The following is a 17,350-nucleotide window of genomic DNA, read 5'->3' on the forward strand; positions in this document are numbered from 1 at the left end:
CCGCGCGCCCCCGGTCAGCGCCCGGAGAGCGTGCGGACCAACTCCTCCGCCGTGCGGCAGCGGTCCAGCAGTCCCTCGACGTGGGCGCGCGTACCGCGCAGCGGCTCCAGGGTGGGTACCCGCTGGAGGGAGTCCCGACCCGGCAGATCGAAGATCACCGAGTCCCAGGAGGCGGCGGCCACCGCGTCGGCGTACTGCTCCAGGCAGCGACCCCGGAAGTACGCCCTGGTGTCCTCCGGGGGCTTGGTGCGGGCCCGCTCCACCTCGGCCTCGTCCAGCAGCCGCTTCATCCTGCCGCGGGCCACCAGACGGTTGTACAGGCCCTTGTCGGGCCGCACGTCGGCGTACTGCAGGTCCACCAGGTGCAGCCGGGCGGCGTCCCAGTCGAGGCCGTCGCGGCGCCGGTAGCCCTCCATCAGCTCTCTCTTGGCCACCCAGTCCAGCTCGCCCGCCAGACTCATCGGATCGCTCTCCAGCCGCCCCAGGACGTCCTCCCAGCGGACCAGGACGTCCCTGGTCTGCTCGTCGGCGTCCGCGCCCCAGCGCTCCTCCACGTACTTGCGGGCCAGCTCGTAGTACTCCATCTGGAGCTGTACCGCGGTGAGCCTCCGTCCGCTGCGCAGCGTGATCAGGTGCCGCAGCGAGGGGTCGTGGCTGACCTCGTGCAGGGTGCGCACGGGCTGGTCCACGGCCAGGTCGACGGCGATGAAGCCGTCCTCGATCATGGACAGCACCAGGGAGGTCGTGCCGAGCTTGAGGTAGGTGGAGATCTCCGACAGGTTGGCGTCGCCCACGATCACGTGCAGCCGGCGGTACTTCTCGGCGTCCGCGTGCGGCTCGTCGCGGGTGTTGATGATGGGCCGCTTGAGCGTGGTCTCCAGACCGACCTCGACCTCGAAGTAGTCGGCGCGCTGACTGATCTGGAAACCGTGCTCGGCGCCGTCCTGGCCGATCCCGACCCGCCCGGCGCCGGTGACGACCTGGCGGGAGACGAAGAAGGGCGTCAGGTGGCGCACGATGTCCGAGAAGGGCGTCTCCCGCTTCATCAGGTAGTTCTCGTGCGTCCCGTAGGAGGCGCCCTTGTTGTCGGTGTTGTTCTTGTAGAGGTGGATCGGCTGGGCACCGGGGGTCTCGGCCGCGCGGCGCGCGGCCTCGGCCATGATCCGCTCGCCCGCCTTGTCCCACAGCACGGCGTCGCGCGGATTGGTGACCTCGGGCGCGCTGTACTCCGGGTGGGCGTGGTCGACGTACAGCCGCGCACCGTTGGTGAGGATCACGTTCGCCAGGCCGATGTCCTCGTCCGTGAGCTGGCTGGCGTCGGCGGCCTCGCGCGCGAGGTCGAATCCGCGGGCGTCCCGCAGCGGGTTCTCCTCCTCGAAGTCCCAGCGGGCGCGGCGCGCCCGGTGCATCGCCGCCGCGTAGGCGTTGACCACCTGGGACGAGGTGAGCATGGCATTGGCGTTCGGGTGGCCGGGGACGGAGATCCCGTACTCCGTCTCGATGCCCATTACTCGCCGTACGGTCATGCGACCCTCCTTGCCCGGCGGCGGCCCGCCCTCGGGTCACCGCTCAAGTCCCGCTGCGCATCCGGCCCGCACCTGGTTCCCGGGCCCGCACTGCGCAAGGCGGCAGTACGGACGAGCCTAGGACGATCGGGCCGCGGTTGGGAGATCACTGCGGACTTCCCCGCTTTTCCTCGGAAAAGATCCGGCTGCGGATGCCTTTCCCCTCCTCGTGGGAGAGGAATCCGGGCATCCGCAGCCGGACGGTGTCTTGTTACAGGTACTGACCGGTGTTGGCCACCGTGTCGATGGAGCGTCCGGTGTCCGCGCCCTGCTTTCCGGTGACGAGGGTGCGGATGAAGACGATCCGCTCGCCCTTCTTGCCGGAGATGCGGGCCCAGTCGTCGGGGTTGGTGGTGTTGGGCAGGTCCTCGTTCTCCTTGAACTCGTCCACGCACGCGGCGAGCAGGTGGGAGACCCTGAGGCCCTTCTGGTTGTGGTCGAGGTACGCCTTGATCGCCATCTTCTTGGCCCGGTCGACGATGTTCTGGATCATCGCGCCGGAGTTGAAGTCCTTGAAGTACAGGACCTCCTTGTCACCGTTGGCGTAGGTGACCTCCAGGAAGCGGTTCTCCTCGGACTCCGCGTACATGTGCTCGACGACCGACTGGATCATCGCGGCGACGGTGGCCTCGGGATCGTTGTTGTGCTCCGCGAGGTCCTCCGGGTGCAGCGGGAGGTTGGGCGTCAGGTACTTCGAGAAGATGTCCTTGGCGGCCTCGGCGTCCGGGCGCTCGATCTTGATCTTCACGTCGAGGCGGCCGGGGCGCAGGATCGCCGGGTCGATCATGTCCTCGCGGTTGGAGGCGCCGATGACGATGACGTTCTCCAGGCCCTCCACACCGTCGATCTCCGACAGCAGCTGCGGGACGATGGTGTTCTCCACGTCCGAGCTGACACCGGAGCCGCGGGTGCGGAAGAGGGAGTCCATCTCGTCGAAGAAGACGATGACGGGCGTGCCCTCGCTCGCCTTCTCCCGTGCCCGCTGGAAGACCAGCCGGATGTGCCGCTCGGTCTCGCCGACGTACTTGTTGAGCAGCTCGGGGCCCTTGATGTTGAGGAAGTAGCTCTTCCCCTGGGGCCGTCCGGTGACCTCGGCGACCTTCTTGGCAAGGGAGTTGGCCACGGCCTTGGCGATGAGCGTCTTGCCGCAGCCGGGCGGTCCGTACAGCAGGACGCCCTTGGGTGGACGGAGTTCGTGCTCCTTGAACAGGTCCGGGTAGAGGTAGGGCAGCTCCACCGCGTCGCGGATGAGCTCGATCTGCCCGCCCAGGCCACCGATCTTGGTGTAGTCGATGTCCGGGACCTCTTCGAGGACGAGCTCCTCGACCTCGCTCTTGGGGACGACCTCGTAGACGTACCCCGAGCGCGGTTCCAACAGCAGGGCGTCGCCGGCGCGCAGCGTGCTGTTCAGCAGCGGCTCGGCGAGCCGCACCACACGCTCCTCGTCGGTGTGCCCTATCACCAGGGCGCGCTCGCCGTCCTCCAGGACTTCCTTGAGAGTGACGATCTCCCCGGCGCGCTCGAACTCCATGGCCTCGACCACGTTGAGCGCCTCGTTCAGCATGACCTCCTGGCCACGCTTGAGCTCACCGAGGTCGACGCTGGGGCTGACGTTCACCCGGAGCTTGCGCCCTCCGGTGAAAATGTCGGCCGTACCGTCCTCGTTCGCCTGCAGAAAGACCCCGAAGCCGGCCGGTGGCTGGGCCAGCCGATCGACCTCCTCCTTGAGGGCCACGATCTGGTCGCGGGCCTCACGGAGCGTGTTGGCCAGCCGCTCGTTCTGCGCGGACACGCTGGCCAGGTTCGTCTGCAGCTCGACGATCCGCTCCTCGAGAATCCGAGTGTGCCGCGGAGAGTCGGCGAGCTTGCGGCGCAGGACGGCGATCTCCTGCTCGAGATGGGCAACCTGGCCGGCCGGGTCGCCGGTACCCCGCTCGGGCCGGATGCCGCGGTTGATGTCGTCGTCGTGGGCTGCCACGGTCCTCACCTCCTCCAAGGGGAGCTGGACGCTTCCTGACCCTACCTGGAGTGATGGGGGTTGAAACCCCTAGATCACAAAGACGGTCGGGGTGTGTCCGATCTTCACCCTTGCGCACTCCCTTACCCCGGGTGAATACCCACCCAACCCTCCCGGAAAGCGGCCGGTTGTATCGTCGAGACCGTCAACCCCCGTCACGGGTGGCTCTATTCCGTCGACATCACGGCGGGTTTTCCTTACACAGTCCGGTCACGAGGGCAGGAACGGCAGGCAGCACATGGGCGCGCAGAACGAGCAGGTCGAGGAAGTGGAAGTCTGGATCGACCAGGACCTGTGCACCGGGGACGGCATCTGCGCGCAGTACGCACCGGACGTCTTCGAGCTGGACGTCGACGGGCTCGCCTACGTCAAGCCCCCGGCCCCCGAGGGCGGGGAGGCGGAGCTGCTGACGGAGCCGGGGGCGGCCGCCCCCGTGCCGCTGCCGCTGCTCAACGACGTGGTGGACTCCGCCCGGGAGTGCCCGGGCGAGTGCATCCACGTACGACGAGTTTCGGACAAGGTCGAGATACACGGCCCCGACGCGCGGTAGCGGGTCACACACTCCGCGCCGTCGGCGCGGCCTTCAGCACGAACTTCCCGTCCCGCCAGTTCCATTCGACGTCCCGCATCCGGTCGGGGCAGCAGCGGGGCACCTCGTCCGAGGAGTAGCCGAGCAGCCGGGCGTGGATCGTGCGGTCGCGGACGGTGAGCTCCTGGACCGTCATGTCCTCCCCCGGGTCCACCAGGGTCTCGGCGATCCGCGGCCGGGCGCCCTCGCGCGTGGGGTGCGCCAGGACGTACATCCCGCTGGGCGGGGTGCCGATCCCCACGGCGCAGCGGACCACGGCGACGGTCTCGGCCCGCCCGTCGCCGTCGAAGTCCACGGCGGCCCGGTCGATCACCTCGGGGTCCGCCGGACCGCAGTCCAGCGGGTAGCGGGCCTCCTCCGCGTCCGGGCCGGGGGCCGCGACGGCGTCGGGGGTGGGCGTGGCCGTGGCGTCGGCCGGGCGCAGGAGCGCGGAGCCGCCCAGCACGGCGCCCAGCGCCGCGGCCGTGACGACCCAGTGCACCGCGCGGGCGCGGGTGTGGGGGAGCGCGGGGCGGGAAGGCGGCGGGGAGGACGGCGCGGGGGTCGGCTGGGAGGGGACGTATGCGGAGGGTGTGGAACGGGGCGCGGAGGAGGGCGCGGAGGACGGCACCGAGGGGGATGCCGAGGGGGACGACGCAGAGCCTGCCGGAAGCTGCACGCGGGTCGACTCCTGTGAGTGCGGGCGGCCGGGGGTGCCCAGCATCGTGCCACACGTCACACCGCGGCGGAACGGCCGGGTCCCGCTCTCCTCGCCCGGCCCGCCCACCGGGGCTCCGGACGCGCCGGCGCCGCCGGGCTCCGGGGAGCCCGGCGGCGGTGGACGTGCGTCGCGAGGGGTCGGTCAGCCCCGGCCGGAGCCGCTGCCCGGCCCGGTGTAGTCCTCCCCGTAGGCGCCCTTCGCGGGACGGCGGCGGCGCATGGGGGGCTCGACGCCGTCGGCGAGGCGGCGGGCGGTGAGCAGGAAGCCGGTGTGGCCGACCATCCGGTGGTCGGGGCGGACGGCCAGGCCCTCGACGTGCCAGGTGCGGACCATGGTCTCCCAGGCCGTCGGCTCGTTGAAGGTGCCGTGCTCGCGGATCGACTCCACGGTGCGGGCGAGCTGGGTGGTGGTGGCGACGTAGGCGCACAGGATGCCGCCGGGGACGAGGGCCTTGGAGACCGCGTCCAGGCACTCCCAGGGGGCGAGCATGTCCAGGATCACCCGGTCGACGTCGGTGTCCGACAGGTTGTCCTGGAGGTCGCCGACGGTCAGTCGCCAGGCGGGGTGCGGGCCGCCGAAGTAGCGCTCGACGTTCTGCCGCGCGATGTCGGCGAAGTCGGCGCGGCGCTCGTAGGAGTGCAGCATGCCCTGGTCGCCGACGGCACGGAGCAGGAAGGTGCTCAGCGAGCCGGAGCCGACGCCCGCCTCGACGACGCGTGCGCCGGGGAAGATGTCGGCCATCGCCAGGATCTGCCCCGCGTCCTTGGGGTAGACGACGGCCGCGCCGCGCGGCATGGACAGGACGTAGTCGGGGAGCAGGGGACGCAGCGCGAGGTAGGCGACGTTTCCCGTGGTACGGACGACCGTGCCCTCGGGCGCGCCGATCAGCTCGTCGTGGGGGAAGGCTCCCTTGTGGGTGTGGAAGCTCTTTCCCTCTTCGAGCGTGAAGGTGTAGTGGCGTCCCTTGGGGTCGGTGAGCTGGACCTGGTCCCCGACCTGGAAGGGCCCGCGACGGCGGGCGGCACCGGTCGGTTCGGACATGGGTGCAAGCGTAGTCGAGCACGGCCCACGGTCCGTAATCGAGGTCCCGTAGCCCGCCCGGGACCGCTCCGTCAGGAGGAGGCGGGCTTGGCCATGGCGGCCACGAAGGCCCGCTCGACGTCGGCCGCCGAGAGCACGCCGTAGATCTCGCCCGTCTCCTCGACCACCAGGTACTCCGTGGCCGGGGTGGCCCGCAGGTGCTCCAGGAGCTCCTCCCCCGCCAGCTCGGTCCACACCCGCATGCCGTCGGTGATCTCCTGGGCGAGGGTGCTCACGGCGACCCAGGGGCGGCGGTGCTCGGGCACGCCGACGATGGCCGCCTCGCGGACGATGGCGATCGGGTCGCCCTGGCCGTCCACGACCACCAGCGCGCGGGCCCCGGCCTCGTTGGCGCGGCGCAGCCCCTCCGACAGGGGGGTGTCGGAGGTGACGGGGACGGCGCGGCGGGTGAGGGCGCGGGCGCTCAGCTCGGGCAGGCGCTCGCGCAGCCGGGCCATCCGCAGGCTGTTGCCGGCCCCGGTCCAGATGATCGCGGCGAGGATCGCGGCGAGCAGGGCGTCGATGAGCGACTCCTGGCTGCCGAATCCCTCGTCGGCGTAACCGCCGGCGTAGCCGAGCAGCGGCATCCCGACGAGGACGGCGACGGCGAGGGCGCGCCCGGTCCAGGCGGCGGCGACGGTGCCGGTCATGGCCTTGCCGCTGAGCTTCCAGATCACCGCGCGCAGCATCCGGCCGCCGTCCAGGGGCAGGCCGGGCAGCAGGTTGAACACGGCGACGATGAGGTTGGAGATCATCAGTCCGGCGAGCAGCACCGCGGGCACGGTGCCGGGCTCCACGGCGAACAGGCCGAGGTAGAACACGCCCGACAGGACCAGGGAGAGCAGCGGCCCGACGAAGGCCAGGACGAACTCCCGGCCCGGCGTCTCGCTCTCCCGCTCGATCTCCGACACGCCGCCGAAGAACTGCAACTGGATGCGGCGCACGGGGAGCTTGAAGCGGAGCGCGGCGACGGTGTGCGCCAGCTCGTGGACGAGGACGGAGGCGTAGAAGGCGACCGCGAAGAACAGGGAGACCAGATAGCGGGCCGCGCCCAGTTCCGGCAGCACGCGCTCCAGCTGGCCGCCGAAGACCCAGGTGATCAGCGCCGCGATGACGAACCAGCTCGGTGCCACGTAGACGGGCACGCCGAAGGGGCGGCCCATGAGGATGCCGCCGCCGCTCTCTCGTGGGCGGCCCGGCCCGTTCTTCGCCGGTCCGCCGGAGCCGGGCTCCCGCCGCCCGCTGTTGTCCGTGTCCGCCACGGGTTCCCCTCGTAGAAGGTGCCCTCGCACCCGTTGGTGGTACCCCCGCGATCGTGCGGCGCGAGGGGGGTGCGAAGGGGTACTTCATCGATGGTAAGCGGCGGCGTGTCGGTGTCGGGCCGTAGGGTCTTCACCATGGTCTCCCCATCGGCTTCCGGCAAGGCGCCCTCTCCGGCCTCGCCGCCCAATTCCCTGTCACCGTCGCGGGCCGCCGACTTCATGCAGTGTCCGCTGCTGTACCGCTTCCGGGTGATCGACCGGATCCCCGAGAAGCCGACGCCCGCCGCCACCCGGGGGACGGTGGTGCACGCGGTGCTGGAGCGGCTCTTCGACTCCCCGGCGTCCCAGCGCAACGTGCGGCGGGCCAGGTCGATGGTGGTCCGGGAGTGGGAGCGGCTGCTGGCCAGACGTCCGGAGCTGGCGGAGCTGTTCGCCGGCGACGGCGAGGAGGACGCGGCGGACGGCGCCGAGCTGGCCCGTTGGCTGGCCCAGGCGGAGGAGCTGGTCGAGCGGTGGTTCTCCCTGGAGGACCCGACCAGGCTGGAGCCCGCCGAGCGCGAGCTGTTCGTGGAGGCCCGGCTGGAGTCGGGGCTGCGGCTGCGCGGCATCATCGACCGGGTGGACGTGGCGCCCACCGGCGAGGTGCGGATCGTCGACTACAAGACGGGCAAGGCGCCCCGGCCCGAGTACGCGGCGGATGCGCTGTTCCAGATGAAGTTCTACGCCCTGGTGCTGTGGCGGCTGCGCGGCACGATCCCGCGCCGGCTGCAGCTCGTCTACCTGGGCAGCGGGGACGTGCTCACCTACGACCCGGACGAGGGCGACCTGCGCGGCGTGGAGCGCAAGCTGCTGGCCCTGTGGGACGCGATCCGGCGGGCGACCGAGACCGGCGACTGGCGGCCCCGGCCCGGCCCGCTGTGCGACTGGTGCGCCCACCGGGCGCTGTGCCCGGAGTTCGGGGGTACGCCCCCGCCGTACCCGCTGATGATCCAGCCCCGGCTGCCCGTCGAGCCGCCGGACGACGTCCCGGACGGGGCCGGCGCGACCCCTTAGGCAAGAATGGGTCCGTCCCAAGCCGTAGGCCCCGTGAGGAGTTTCCGTGGCAATCCGCGTTCTGCTGGTCGACGACCAGCCGCTGCTGCGCACCGGTTTCCGGATGATCCTGGAGGCCGAGGGCGACATCGCCGTGGTGGGCGAGGCCGGGGACGGTCAGCAGGCGCTGGACCAGGTGCGGGCGCTCCAGCCCGACGTGGTGCTGATGGACATCCGGATGCCCCGCATGGACGGGGTGGAGGCCACCCGCCGGATCACCGGCCCGGCCAAGGACGGCCCCGCGAAGGTGCTGGTGCTCACCACGTTCGACCTGGACGAGTACGTGGTGGAGGCGCTGCGCGCGGGCGCCAGCGGCTTCCTGCTCAAGGACGCCCCGGCCGCCGAACTGGTGCAGGCGATCCGGGTGGTGGCCGCGGGCGAGGCGATGCTCGCGCCCAGCGTCACCCGCAAACTGCTGGACAAGTACGCCGGGAAGCTGCCCTCGGGCGAGGAGCAGGTGCCGGAGACCCTCCACACCCTCACCGAGCGCGAGGTGGAGGTGCTCAGGCTGGTGGCGCGCGGGCTGTCGAACGCCGAGATCGCCGCCGACCTCTTCGTCAGCGAGACGACGGTGAAGACCCACGTGGGACACGTGCTGACCAAGCTGGGCCTGCGCGACCGGGTGCAGGCGGCGGTGTACGCGTACGAGAGCGGACTGGTCCGTCCCGGCGACCGGTGACGGAAACGGGGCCGGAAACGGAGCGGGGCGGACCGGCGGGATGCCGGTCCGCCCCGCGGGGCTCGTGCGGGCCCGTCAGCCCTCGACGCCCTTGCCGATCTCCCAGAAGCGGAAGACGGTGGAGGCGTCCAGCGTCCACTCCAGCCCGAAGATGTCCTCGTGCGCCACGATGTACTGCTTGCCCTGCCAGACGGGCAGGACCGGCAGGTCCCGGGCGACGATGTCCTGGATCGCGCCGAAGTCCTCGACGGTGGCGGCACGGTCGCTCGTCGCGGCGGTGCGCGGCAGCAGTTCCTCGGTGATCCGGCCGGCGTCGTAGCCGTTGCCCAGCACGTTGTCCTTGCCGAAGAACGGCGCGGTGAAGCTGTCGGCGTCGGGGTAGTCGGGAATCCAGCCCTTGACGTACACGCCGTACTTCCCCGCCTCGATGTCCTTCTCGTACTGCTCCAGTTCGACGCTCTCGACCTTGGCCTCGAACAGGCCGCTGGCGTTGAGCTGCTGGGCGATCTCCTCGAACTCCCGGACGGTGTCGGGCCCGTAGCGCACCGGGGTGGCCCACAGGGTCAGCTCGACCTTCTCCGTGATGCCCTCGGCCCGCAGGGCCGCCTCGGCCTTCTCCGGCCGCGGGCGGTCGCCGTAGAGGTCGAAGAAGGCCGTGTTGTGGCCGGTGATCCCGGCGGGGACGATCGAGTACAGCGGCTCGGCGGTGCGCCGGTAGACGTCGCGGATCAGCGTGGAGCGGTCCAGCAGGTGGGCGATGGCCTGGCGGACGCCCTTCTTCCCGGCGACCGGGTGGTCCATGTTGAACACCAGGTGGTGCACCTCGGCGCCGGAGCCGTCGACGACCTCGATCCCGGTGTCCTCGGCCGTCTCCTCCAGCTCCGCGATGTCGTCCGTGGCCAGTCCGCGGTAGGCGAGGTCCACCTCGCCGGACTGCACGGCCTTCTTCAGCGCCTTCTGGTCGCCGTGGAAGAACCGCATGGTCATCCCGGAGTTCTTGACCTCGGCCGGCCCGACGTAGTCCGGGTTGACGGAGAAGACGGCCTCGTCGTCGCCGAAGGACTCCAACTCGTAGACGCCCGAGCCGACGGCCTTGCCGTCGGTGCGCAGCTCGTCGGCCGGGTAGGCGCGGTGGTCGACGATCGACCCGGCGCCGGAGGCGATCTTCTGCGGGAAGGTGGCGTCCGACCGGCTGAGCCGGAAGACGACGGTCCTCTCGTCCGGCGTCCGGATCTCCTCGATGGTCGACAGCAGGACGGCCGGACCGTTGGGGTCGTTGATGCGCAGGGTCCGCTCGAAGGAGAACTTCACGTCCTCGGAGGTGAGCGGGTTGCCGTTGGTGAACTTCAACCCGTCCTTGAGCGTGCACCGGAAGACCCGGCTCTTGGCGTCGGTGAACTCGCACTTCTCCGCCGCCTCGGGCTGCGGGGACGTGCCGCCCTTCGGGAAGGCGAGCAGCGACTGGAAGACGTTGTTGAAGACCAGCCAGGAGCCGGGATCGTAGCCGGAGGCGGGATCGGTGGACAGGACCTCGTCGGTCATCCCCATCACGATCCGCGCGCCCTCGCCCGCGCTCGTCGCCTCCTGCTCACCGCATCCGGTGAGCAGCACGGCCATCAGAGCCGTGCCGATCGGCAGCGCCCGCCATGGGCCCCTTTTCCTCACGTGTCCGTCCTCGTCCGCTCTCTGTCCGGATGTTCTCTGTCGTTGCCTCCCCCGTTTTCGCGGTCCGCGCCGCCCTGGCGGGGGCGGCGCGGACCCGCCGTCAGCCCTGCACGCCTCGTCCCAGTTCCCACAGTTGGAGCACCGAGGAGGAGTTGAGTGCCCACTCCACTCCCGTGACGCCCTCGCGGGCGGCGACGTACTGCTTGCCCTGCCACAGCGGCAGCACGGGCACCTCGTCGGCGACGATGTCCTGGGCGCGGACGAAGTCGTCGACGGCCGCGTCGCGCTCCTCCTTCACCCGGGTCCGCGGGATGAGCCGGCTGCGGATCTCGTTGTTCGCGTACCGGGAGCCCAGGAAGTTGTCCTTGCCGAAGAACGGGGCGATGAAGTTGTCCGGGTCCGGGAAGTCCGGGAACCAGCCCATGCCGTAGACCTCGTACTGCTGCTTCCTGGCGGCGGGCAGGTACGTCTTCCACGGCACGCCCTCGACGGTCGCCTCGAACAGCCCGGAGTCGTTGAGCTGTTTGGCCAGCGTCTTGAACTCCTCTGCCGTGGCCGGACCGTAGTGGTCGGTGGTGTAGGTGAGCCGGATCCGGACCGGGGTGTCGACGCCGGCGCTCTCCAGGGTCTCGCGGGCGGCCTCCACGTCCGGCTCGCCGTAGCTGTTGAAGAAGGAGTTGTGGTGGCCGGTCAGCCCGCTGGGGACGATGGAGTACAGCGGCTCGGCGGTCCGGTCGTACACGTCGCGCACCAGTTCGCCGCGGTCCACGATCCGGGCGATGGCCTGACGGACGGCCTTGCGGCCGACGGTCTTGCCGTCGGTGGCGAAGACGAGGTAGCGGATCTCCTGGCCGGACATCTCGAAGACCTCGATGCCGTCGCCCTCCTGGACGCTCAGCCGTTCGATCTGCTCGGGCGACAGGCTCCGGTTCATCACGTCGATGTCGCCGTCGGCCATGGCCTTCTCCATGGCCTCGGAGTCGTCGAAGAACCGCAGTTCGACCCTGTCGTTCTTCACTTCCAGGTTGCCCTGGTACCGCTCGTTGCGGGCGAGGACCACCCTGCCGCTCTCGGTGTCGAAGGACTCCAGGACGTAGGGGCCGGAGCCGGCGATCTCGTAGCCCTCGCGGACCTTGTCGGCCCGGTAGACCTCGCTGTCCACGATCGCCGCCGCCGGGGTGGCGAGCTTGTGGGGGAAGGTCGCGTCGGGCTGCTTGAGGTGGAAGACCACCTCGTGCTCGGAGGGGGCCTCGACGCGGTCGAGGGTGTCCAGCAGCGACGCCGGGCCTCCGGGGGCGGCGATGCCGAGCATCCGCTTGACGGAGAAGACGACGTCCTCGGCGGTCAGGTCGTGACCGTTGGAGAACGTCAGGCCCTCGCGGAGGGTGCAGCGGTACTGCTCGCTGCGCTGGTCGGTGAAGCCGCACTTCTGGGCGGCCTCCTCCTCCGGCTGGGTGCCCGCGCGGGGCAGCCGCATGAGGGTCTGGAAGGTGTTGCGGAAGACGTTCCAGGTGGTGACGTCGTAGACGGCCGCCGGGTCGAGCGGAGCGGGTGTCTCCGCCGTCGCCTCGATTCGGTCGGTGGTACCGACAACGATCGTCCCGCTGTTTTCGCTCCCGCTCTCGTCGCCACATGCGACGAGCCCCGGAGCGAGCAGGCCCACCACGGCGGGCAGCACCAGCAACTTACGGTTCATCGGTGACGGTCTCCTCATCCGGCCTGTTGTTGCGGAATTTATGGCCGGGGCACAGACATTAGTAGCCGTGCCCCGCACCTCCCGTCCGGGCCGATGACGAGGAAATATCACGCTCCGATAACGGAGGAGCATCATCCGATAACCGGACGCCGGAGCGATAGACGCGAGCGGGCACCAACCAGGACACATGGACGCCCCGAAAAAGGGCGAACACCGCTCATGATCATGGTGGGGCCCGCTTGTCGAGCCGCGGTCACGTGACAAATGTCACGCCCTCAACTGCCAGACGAAAAGCGGGAATTCAGCCACCCTATTCGTCACGGAAAATAAGCGGACCACTGCCCAGAGTTTTCCGCGTATTCGCCGCGCGGCGATCGGCACACGCTCAGTGCGCGATCGTGATCAGAGAGCGCAGAAAAGGCAGATCCACTTCTTCCAGGGACGTCACGACCGTCCGCCCTTCCGCGGGTTCGATGTGCGTCACCGACGGCACCGCCACCACCGGGCAGCCGGCCGCCTCCGCCGCCGCCACCCCCGTCGCGGTGTCCTCCACCACGACACAGCGCGCCGGGTCCGCCCCGAGCCGGGCGGCGGCCAGCAGGTACGGGTCCGGGTGCGGCTTGGTGCGCTCCACCTCGTCCCCCGCCACGGTCAGGGCGAAGTGCTCCGGCCCCAGCGAGACCAGCATCCGCTCGATCACCCTGCGGTGCGAGGCCGAGACCAGCGCCGCCGGCACCCCGTGCGCGACCAGCTCCGTGAGCAGCCGCCGGGCCCCGGGCATCAGGGACACCCCTCGTTCGACGCGCTCGATGAACCTGGTGTTCAACAGCACTGTCAAGTCCGCCAACGAGATGTCCGCCCCGGTGGCCTGAATGAGATACGTGGCGCTCCGGCTCATCGGACCGCCGACCACGACCTCGCGGTGCTCCTCGGCCAGCTCGTACCCCAACTCGGCGAACACCTCGACCTCGGTCTCCCACCAGAAGCCCTCGGTGTCCACCAGGGTGCCGTCCATGTCCAGCAGGACGGCCTGGAGACCGGTGGCGGTGGTGGTGGAGACGGCGTCGACGGCGGGGGCGACGGCCTGCGCGGGCGCCCGCCTGCCGAGGAGGGGCAGGGACGCACCCCCGTCGAAGGCGGGCGGCAGGGCCCCACCGCCCAGGCCTCCGCCCAGGTTGGAAGACGTCTCGGTGCGGGAACGGGGACGGGTCATCCGATACCTCCTGCAAGGGGCGCGAAGGCCGGTTGCCCGCTCCTGCTGGGATCGGGCAACCGGCCTCTACCGGACAGATCAGTCTACGACGGACCGACGACTATCGCGCGTTGAAGTATGTGGCCTCGGGGTGGTGGACGACGATGGCGTCGGTGGACTGCTCGGGGTGGAGCTGGTACTCCTCCGACAGCTTCACCCCGATGCGCTCGGGCCGGAGCAGATCGGCGATCTTGGCCCGGTCCTCCAGATCGGGGCAGGCGCCGTAGCCCAGGGAGAACCGGGCGCCGCGGTACTTCAGGGCGAACATGTCCTCGATCGCCGCCGGGTCCTGCCCGGCGAAGCCCAGCTCGGCACGGACCCGGGCGTGCCAGTACTCGGCGAGGGCCTCGGCGAGCTGCACCGACAGACCGTGCAGCTCCAGGTAGTCGCGGTAGGAGTCGGCGGCGAACAGCTCCGCGGTCGCCTCCGAGATCCGGTTGCCGACGGTGACCATCTGCAACCCCACGACGTCGGTCTCGCCGGACTCCTTGGGGCGGAAGAAGTCGGCCAGGCACAGCCGGCGCCCGCGACGCTGCCGGGGGAAGGTGAACCGACACCGCTCGGTGCCGTCCTCCTCCAGGAGGACCAGGTCGTCGCCCTCGGAGTGGCAGGGGAAGTACCCGTAGACGACGGCGGCCTCCAGGAGGTTCTCGGTGTGCAGCCGCTCCAGCCAGCCCCGCAGCCTCGGACGGCCCTCGGTCTCCACCAGCTCCTCGTAGGAAGGCCCCTCGCCGGTGCGGGGGGCCTTCAGCCCCCACTGCCCCTTGAACAGCGCGCCCTCGTCGAGCCAGGAGGCGTACTCCTTCAGCGGGATGCCCTTGACCACCCGGCTGCCCCAGAACGGCGGGGCGGGCACGGGGTTGTCGACCGCCACGTCCGAGCGCACCGGCCCGGACTCGGGCCGCTCCTCGACCACCGCGCTCGCCGTGGCCCGCACCCGCCGCGGGCGCAGCTCGGGCAGCGCGGCGCCGGGCACGCCCCGCTTGACGGCCATCATGGCGTCCATCAGCCGCAGCCCCTCGAAGGCGTCCCGGGCGTAGCGGACCTCCCCCCGATAGATCTCGTGCAGGTCCTGCTCGACGTAGGACCGGGTCAGCGCCGCGCCGCCGAGGATGACCGGGTAGCGCTCGGCCAGCCCGCGGGCGTTGAGCTCCTCCAGGTTCTCCTTCATGATCACCGTGGACTTCACCAGCAGCCCGGACATGCCGATCACGTCCGCCCCGTGCCGCTCGGCGGCCTCCACGATCGCCGAGACCGGCTGCTTGATGCCCAGGTTCACCACGGTGTAGCCGTTGTTGGACAGGATGATGTCCACCAGGTTCTTGCCGATGTCGTGGACGTCGCCGCGCACGGTGGCCAGCACGATCGTGCCCTTGCCCTCGGCCCCCTCGACCTTCTCCATGTGGGGCTCCAGATAGGCCACCGCGGCCTTCATCACCTCGGCCGACTGCAGCACGAACGGCAGCTGCATCTGCCCGGAGCCGAACAGGTCGCCGACCACCTTCATCCCGGCCAGCAGGGTGTCGTTGACGATCTCCAGCGCCGGCCGCGTCCGGAGCGCCTCGTCCAGGTCGGCCTCCAACCCGTTGCGCTCGCCGTCGATGATCCGCCGCTGGAGCCGCTCCTCCAGCGGCAGCGCCGCCAGCTCCTCGGCCCGGGAGGCCCGCACGCTCTTGGCGTCCACGCCCTCGAACAGGGCCAGGAACCTCTGCAGGGGGTCGTAGCCCTCCCGCCGCCGGTCGTAAATCAGGTCCAGGGCCACCTCGACCTGCTCCTCCGGAATCCGGGCGATGGGCAGGATCTTCGCGGCGTGGACGATGGCCGAGTCCAGCCCGGCCTTGACGCACTCGTCGAGGAACACCGAGTTCAGCACCATCCGGGCGGCCGGGTTCAGCCCGAAGGAGATGTTCGACAGCCCCAGGGTGGTCTGCACCGCCGGGTGGCGCTTCTTCAGCTCGCGGATCGCCTCGATGGTGGCGACGCCGTCCTTGCGGGACTCCTCGGTGCCGGTGCAGATGGTGAACGTCAGACAGTCGATGAGGATGTCCGACTCGGCGATGCCCCAGTTGCCGGTGAGGTCGGCGATCAGCCGCTCGGCGATCTCGACCTTCTTCTCGGCGGTGCGGGCCTGGCCCTCCTCGTCGATGGTCAGCGCGATCAGCGCCGCCCCGTGCTCCTTCGCCAGCGCCGTGATCCTCGCGAACCGCGAGTCCGGGCCGTCGCCGTCCTCGTAGTTCACCGAGTTGATCACCGCCCGGCCGCCCAGCTTCTCCAGACCGGCCGCGATCACCGCCGGCTCGGTGGAGTCCAACACGATCGGCAGCGTGGAGGCCGTCGCCAGCCGCCCGGCCAGCTCGGCCATGTCCGCCACGCCGTCCCGGCCCACGTAGTCCACGCACAGGTCGAGCAGGTGCGCGCCCTCGCGGATCTGCTCCCGCGCCATCTCCACGCAGTCGTCCCAGCGGCCCTCCAGCATGGCCTCGCGGAACTTCTTCGACCCGTTGGCGTTGGTGCGCTCGCCGATCGCCAGGTACGCCGTGTCCTGCCGGAACGGCACCGCCTGGTACAGCGACGCCGCCCCCGGCTCCGGACGGACCTCCCGCTCGGCCGGGCTCAGCCCGCGCACCCGCTCCACGACCCGCCGCAGGTGCTCGGGGGTGGTGCCGCAGCACCCGCCCACCAGGGACAGCCCGTACTCGGTGACGAACGTCTCCTGCGCGTCGGCCAGCTCGGCGGGGGTGAGCGGGTAGTGGGCCCCGTCGGCGGTCAGCTCCGGCAGCCCGGCGTTGGGCATGCACGACAGCGGGACGCGGGCGTGGCGGGCCAGATAGCGCAGGTGCTCGCTCATCTCGGCCGGGCCGGTGGCGCAGTTCAGGCCGATCATGTCGATGCCCAGCGGCTCCAGCGCCGTCAGCGCCGCGCCGATCTCGCTGCCCAGCAGCATCGTGCCGGTGGTCTCCACCGTCACCGAACAGATCACCGGCAGGTCCAGCCCCGCCGCCGCGAGCGCCCGACGGGCGCCCAACACCGCGGCCTTGGTCTGCAGCAGGTCCTGGGTGGTCTCGATCAGCAGCGCGTCCGCGCCGCCCGCGATCAGCCCCTCGGCGTTGCGCCGGTAGGCGTCCCGCAGCGTGACGTAGTCCACGTGGCCCAGGGTGGGCAGCTTGGTGCCCGGCCCCATCGAGCCCAGCACCCAGCGCGTCCGGCCGTCCCGCGCCGCGAACTCGTCGGCCGTCTCGCGGGCGATCCGCGCCCCGGCCTCGGACAGCTCCACGATCCGGTCGGCGATCCCGTACTCCCCCAGCGCCGCGTGGTTCGCGCCGAAGGTGTTGGTCTCCACGCAGTCCACGCCCACCGCGAAGTACGCTTCGTGCACCGAGCGCACGATGTCCGGCCGGGTGACGTTCAGGATCTCGTTGCAGCCCTCCAACTGCTGGAAGTCCTCCAGCGACGGCTCGGCCGCCTGCAACATCGTGCCCATCGCCCCGTCGGCCACCACCACGCGCGACGCCAACGCCTCGCGCAGGGCATCGGCACGGGGATTCTTCGACGGACCCGCCGAGGCGGACGAGGACACGGCGACGGACGAGGACGGCAAGGCTGCCATGAAGGGCTCTCCCTGGGATGCGACGGCTGTCGGCTATGCGTCTTCCGTACGGAAGCGCACCCAGCCAGGGTATCCGTCGACGCCTTCCGGACCGGGGGGCGTCCCGAGGGGTGGACGTCCGGGACGCGGGGACGGCTACCACGACA

12 protein-coding genes are annotated in these 17,350 nt (G+C 70.7%); 3 read left to right on the forward strand and 9 right to left on the reverse strand.

Features of this window, described 5'->3' with window-relative positions; genetic code table 11:
• Window positions 1-14 precede the first annotated feature (14 nt).
• On the reverse strand, window positions 15-1,526 hold the full coding sequence (gene dop / locus ABD335_RS10820; protein ID WP_344321970.1) for a depupylase/deamidase Dop: 1,512 nt from the start codon (window positions 1,524-1,526) through the stop codon (window positions 15-17).
• A 250-nt stretch (window positions 1,527-1,776) separates the two neighbouring features.
• Window positions 1,777-3,543, reverse strand: coding sequence for a proteasome ATPase (gene arc, locus ABD335_RS10825; protein ID WP_344321972.1), 1,767 nt, complete (start codon window positions 3,541-3,543; stop codon window positions 1,777-1,779).
• Between the two features lie 277 nt (window positions 3,544-3,820).
• Here arc and ABD335_RS10830 point away from each other — a divergent pair, with 277 nt between their 5' ends.
• On the forward strand, window positions 3,821-4,132 hold the full coding sequence (locus ABD335_RS10830; RefSeq protein WP_344321973.1) for a ferredoxin: 312 nt from the start codon (window positions 3,821-3,823) through the stop codon (window positions 4,130-4,132).
• Window positions 4,133-4,136: 4 nt separating this feature from the next.
• On the opposite strand, the gene ABD335_RS10835 is transcribed toward ABD335_RS10830, so the two are convergent.
• The 3 genes from ABD335_RS10835 to ABD335_RS10845 all read right to left on the reverse strand — a co-directional run bounded on the left by ABD335_RS10835 (window position 4,137) and on the right by ABD335_RS10845 (window position 7,213).
• On the reverse strand, window positions 4,137-4,652 hold the full coding sequence (locus ABD335_RS10835; RefSeq protein ID WP_344321974.1) for a hypothetical protein: 516 nt from the start codon (window positions 4,650-4,652) through the stop codon (window positions 4,137-4,139).
• A 360-nt stretch (window positions 4,653-5,012) separates the two neighbouring features.
• On the reverse strand, window positions 5,013-5,912 hold the full coding sequence (locus ABD335_RS10840; protein ID WP_344321975.1) for a tRNA (adenine-N1)-methyltransferase: 900 nt from the start codon (window positions 5,910-5,912) through the stop codon (window positions 5,013-5,015).
• Between the two features lie 71 nt (window positions 5,913-5,983).
• Entirely contained in the window at window positions 5,984-7,213 is a 1,230-nt protein-coding gene (locus tag ABD335_RS10845; RefSeq protein ID WP_344321976.1) for a site-2 protease family protein, read from the reverse strand.
• Window positions 7,214-7,348: 135 nt separating this feature from the next.
• On the opposite strand from ABD335_RS10845, the gene ABD335_RS10850 reads away from it, so the two are divergent.
• Window positions 7,349-8,266 carry a RecB family exonuclease gene (locus tag ABD335_RS10850; protein WP_344321978.1) on the forward strand — a complete coding sequence of 306 codons (918 nt, stop codon included), beginning with the start codon at window positions 7,349-7,351 and terminating at the stop codon, window positions 8,264-8,266.
• Between the two features lie 46 nt (window positions 8,267-8,312).
• On the forward strand, window positions 8,313-8,984 hold the full coding sequence (locus ABD335_RS10855) for a response regulator (RefSeq protein ID WP_344321979.1): 672 nt from the start codon (window positions 8,313-8,315) through the stop codon (window positions 8,982-8,984).
• A 75-nt stretch (window positions 8,985-9,059) separates the two neighbouring features.
• Here ABD335_RS10855 and ABD335_RS10860 read toward each other — a convergent pair whose 3' ends face one another.
• From ABD335_RS10860 to metH, 4 genes are all read right to left on the reverse strand, one after another.
• Window positions 9,060-10,649: an ABC transporter substrate-binding protein gene (locus tag ABD335_RS10860; protein ID WP_425583597.1), complete on the reverse strand. Its 1,590-nt coding sequence runs from the start codon at window positions 10,647-10,649 to the stop codon at window positions 9,060-9,062.
• A gap of 100 nt (window positions 10,650-10,749) precedes the next feature.
• Window positions 10,750-12,345, reverse strand: coding sequence for an ABC transporter substrate-binding protein (locus ABD335_RS10865; RefSeq protein ID WP_344321980.1), 1,596 nt, complete (start codon window positions 12,343-12,345; stop codon window positions 10,750-10,752).
• Between the two features lie 385 nt (window positions 12,346-12,730).
• Window positions 12,731-13,558 carry an HAD family hydrolase gene (locus ABD335_RS10870; RefSeq protein ID WP_344321982.1) on the reverse strand — a complete coding sequence of 276 codons (828 nt, stop codon included), beginning with the start codon at window positions 13,556-13,558 and terminating at the stop codon, window positions 12,731-12,733.
• A gap of 100 nt (window positions 13,559-13,658) precedes the next feature.
• The gene (gene metH, locus ABD335_RS10875; RefSeq protein WP_344321984.1) at window positions 13,659-17,204 is read right to left on the reverse strand and encodes a methionine synthase; all 3,546 of its coding nucleotides are present in this window, start codon (window positions 17,202-17,204) and stop codon (window positions 13,659-13,661) included.
• Between the last annotated feature and the right edge of the window lie 146 nt (window positions 17,205-17,350).

The organism is Streptomyces macrosporus, from assembly GCF_039533145.1.
Taxonomy (GTDB): domain Bacteria; phylum Actinomycetota; class Actinomycetes; order Streptomycetales; family Streptomycetaceae; genus Streptomyces; species Streptomyces macrosporus.

Excerpts from the sequence above, each read along its gene's own strand:
- dop (WP_344321970.1), bottom strand. The coding sequence starts at position 1,526 with ATGACCGTACGGCGAGTAATGGGCATCGAGACGGAGTACGGGATCTCC.
- ABD335_RS10830 (WP_344321973.1), top strand. The coding sequence starts at position 3,821 with ATGGGCGCGCAGAACGAGCAGGTCGAGGAAGTGGAAGTCTGGATCGAC.
- ABD335_RS10840 (WP_344321975.1), bottom strand. The coding sequence starts at position 5,912 with ATGTCCGAACCGACCGGTGCCGCCCGCCGTCGCGGGCCCTTCCAGGTC.
- ABD335_RS10850 (WP_344321978.1), top strand. The coding sequence starts at position 7,349 with ATGGTCTCCCCATCGGCTTCCGGCAAGGCGCCCTCTCCGGCCTCGCCG.
- ABD335_RS10865 (WP_344321980.1), bottom strand. The coding sequence starts at position 12,345 with ATGAACCGTAAGTTGCTGGTGCTGCCCGCCGTGGTGGGCCTGCTCGCT.
- ABD335_RS10870 (WP_344321982.1), bottom strand. The coding sequence starts at position 13,558 with ATGACCCGTCCCCGTTCCCGCACCGAGACGTCTTCCAACCTGGGCGGA.
- metH (WP_344321984.1), bottom strand. The coding sequence starts at position 17,204 with ATGGCAGCCTTGCCGTCCTCGTCCGTCGCCGTGTCCTCGTCCGCCTCG.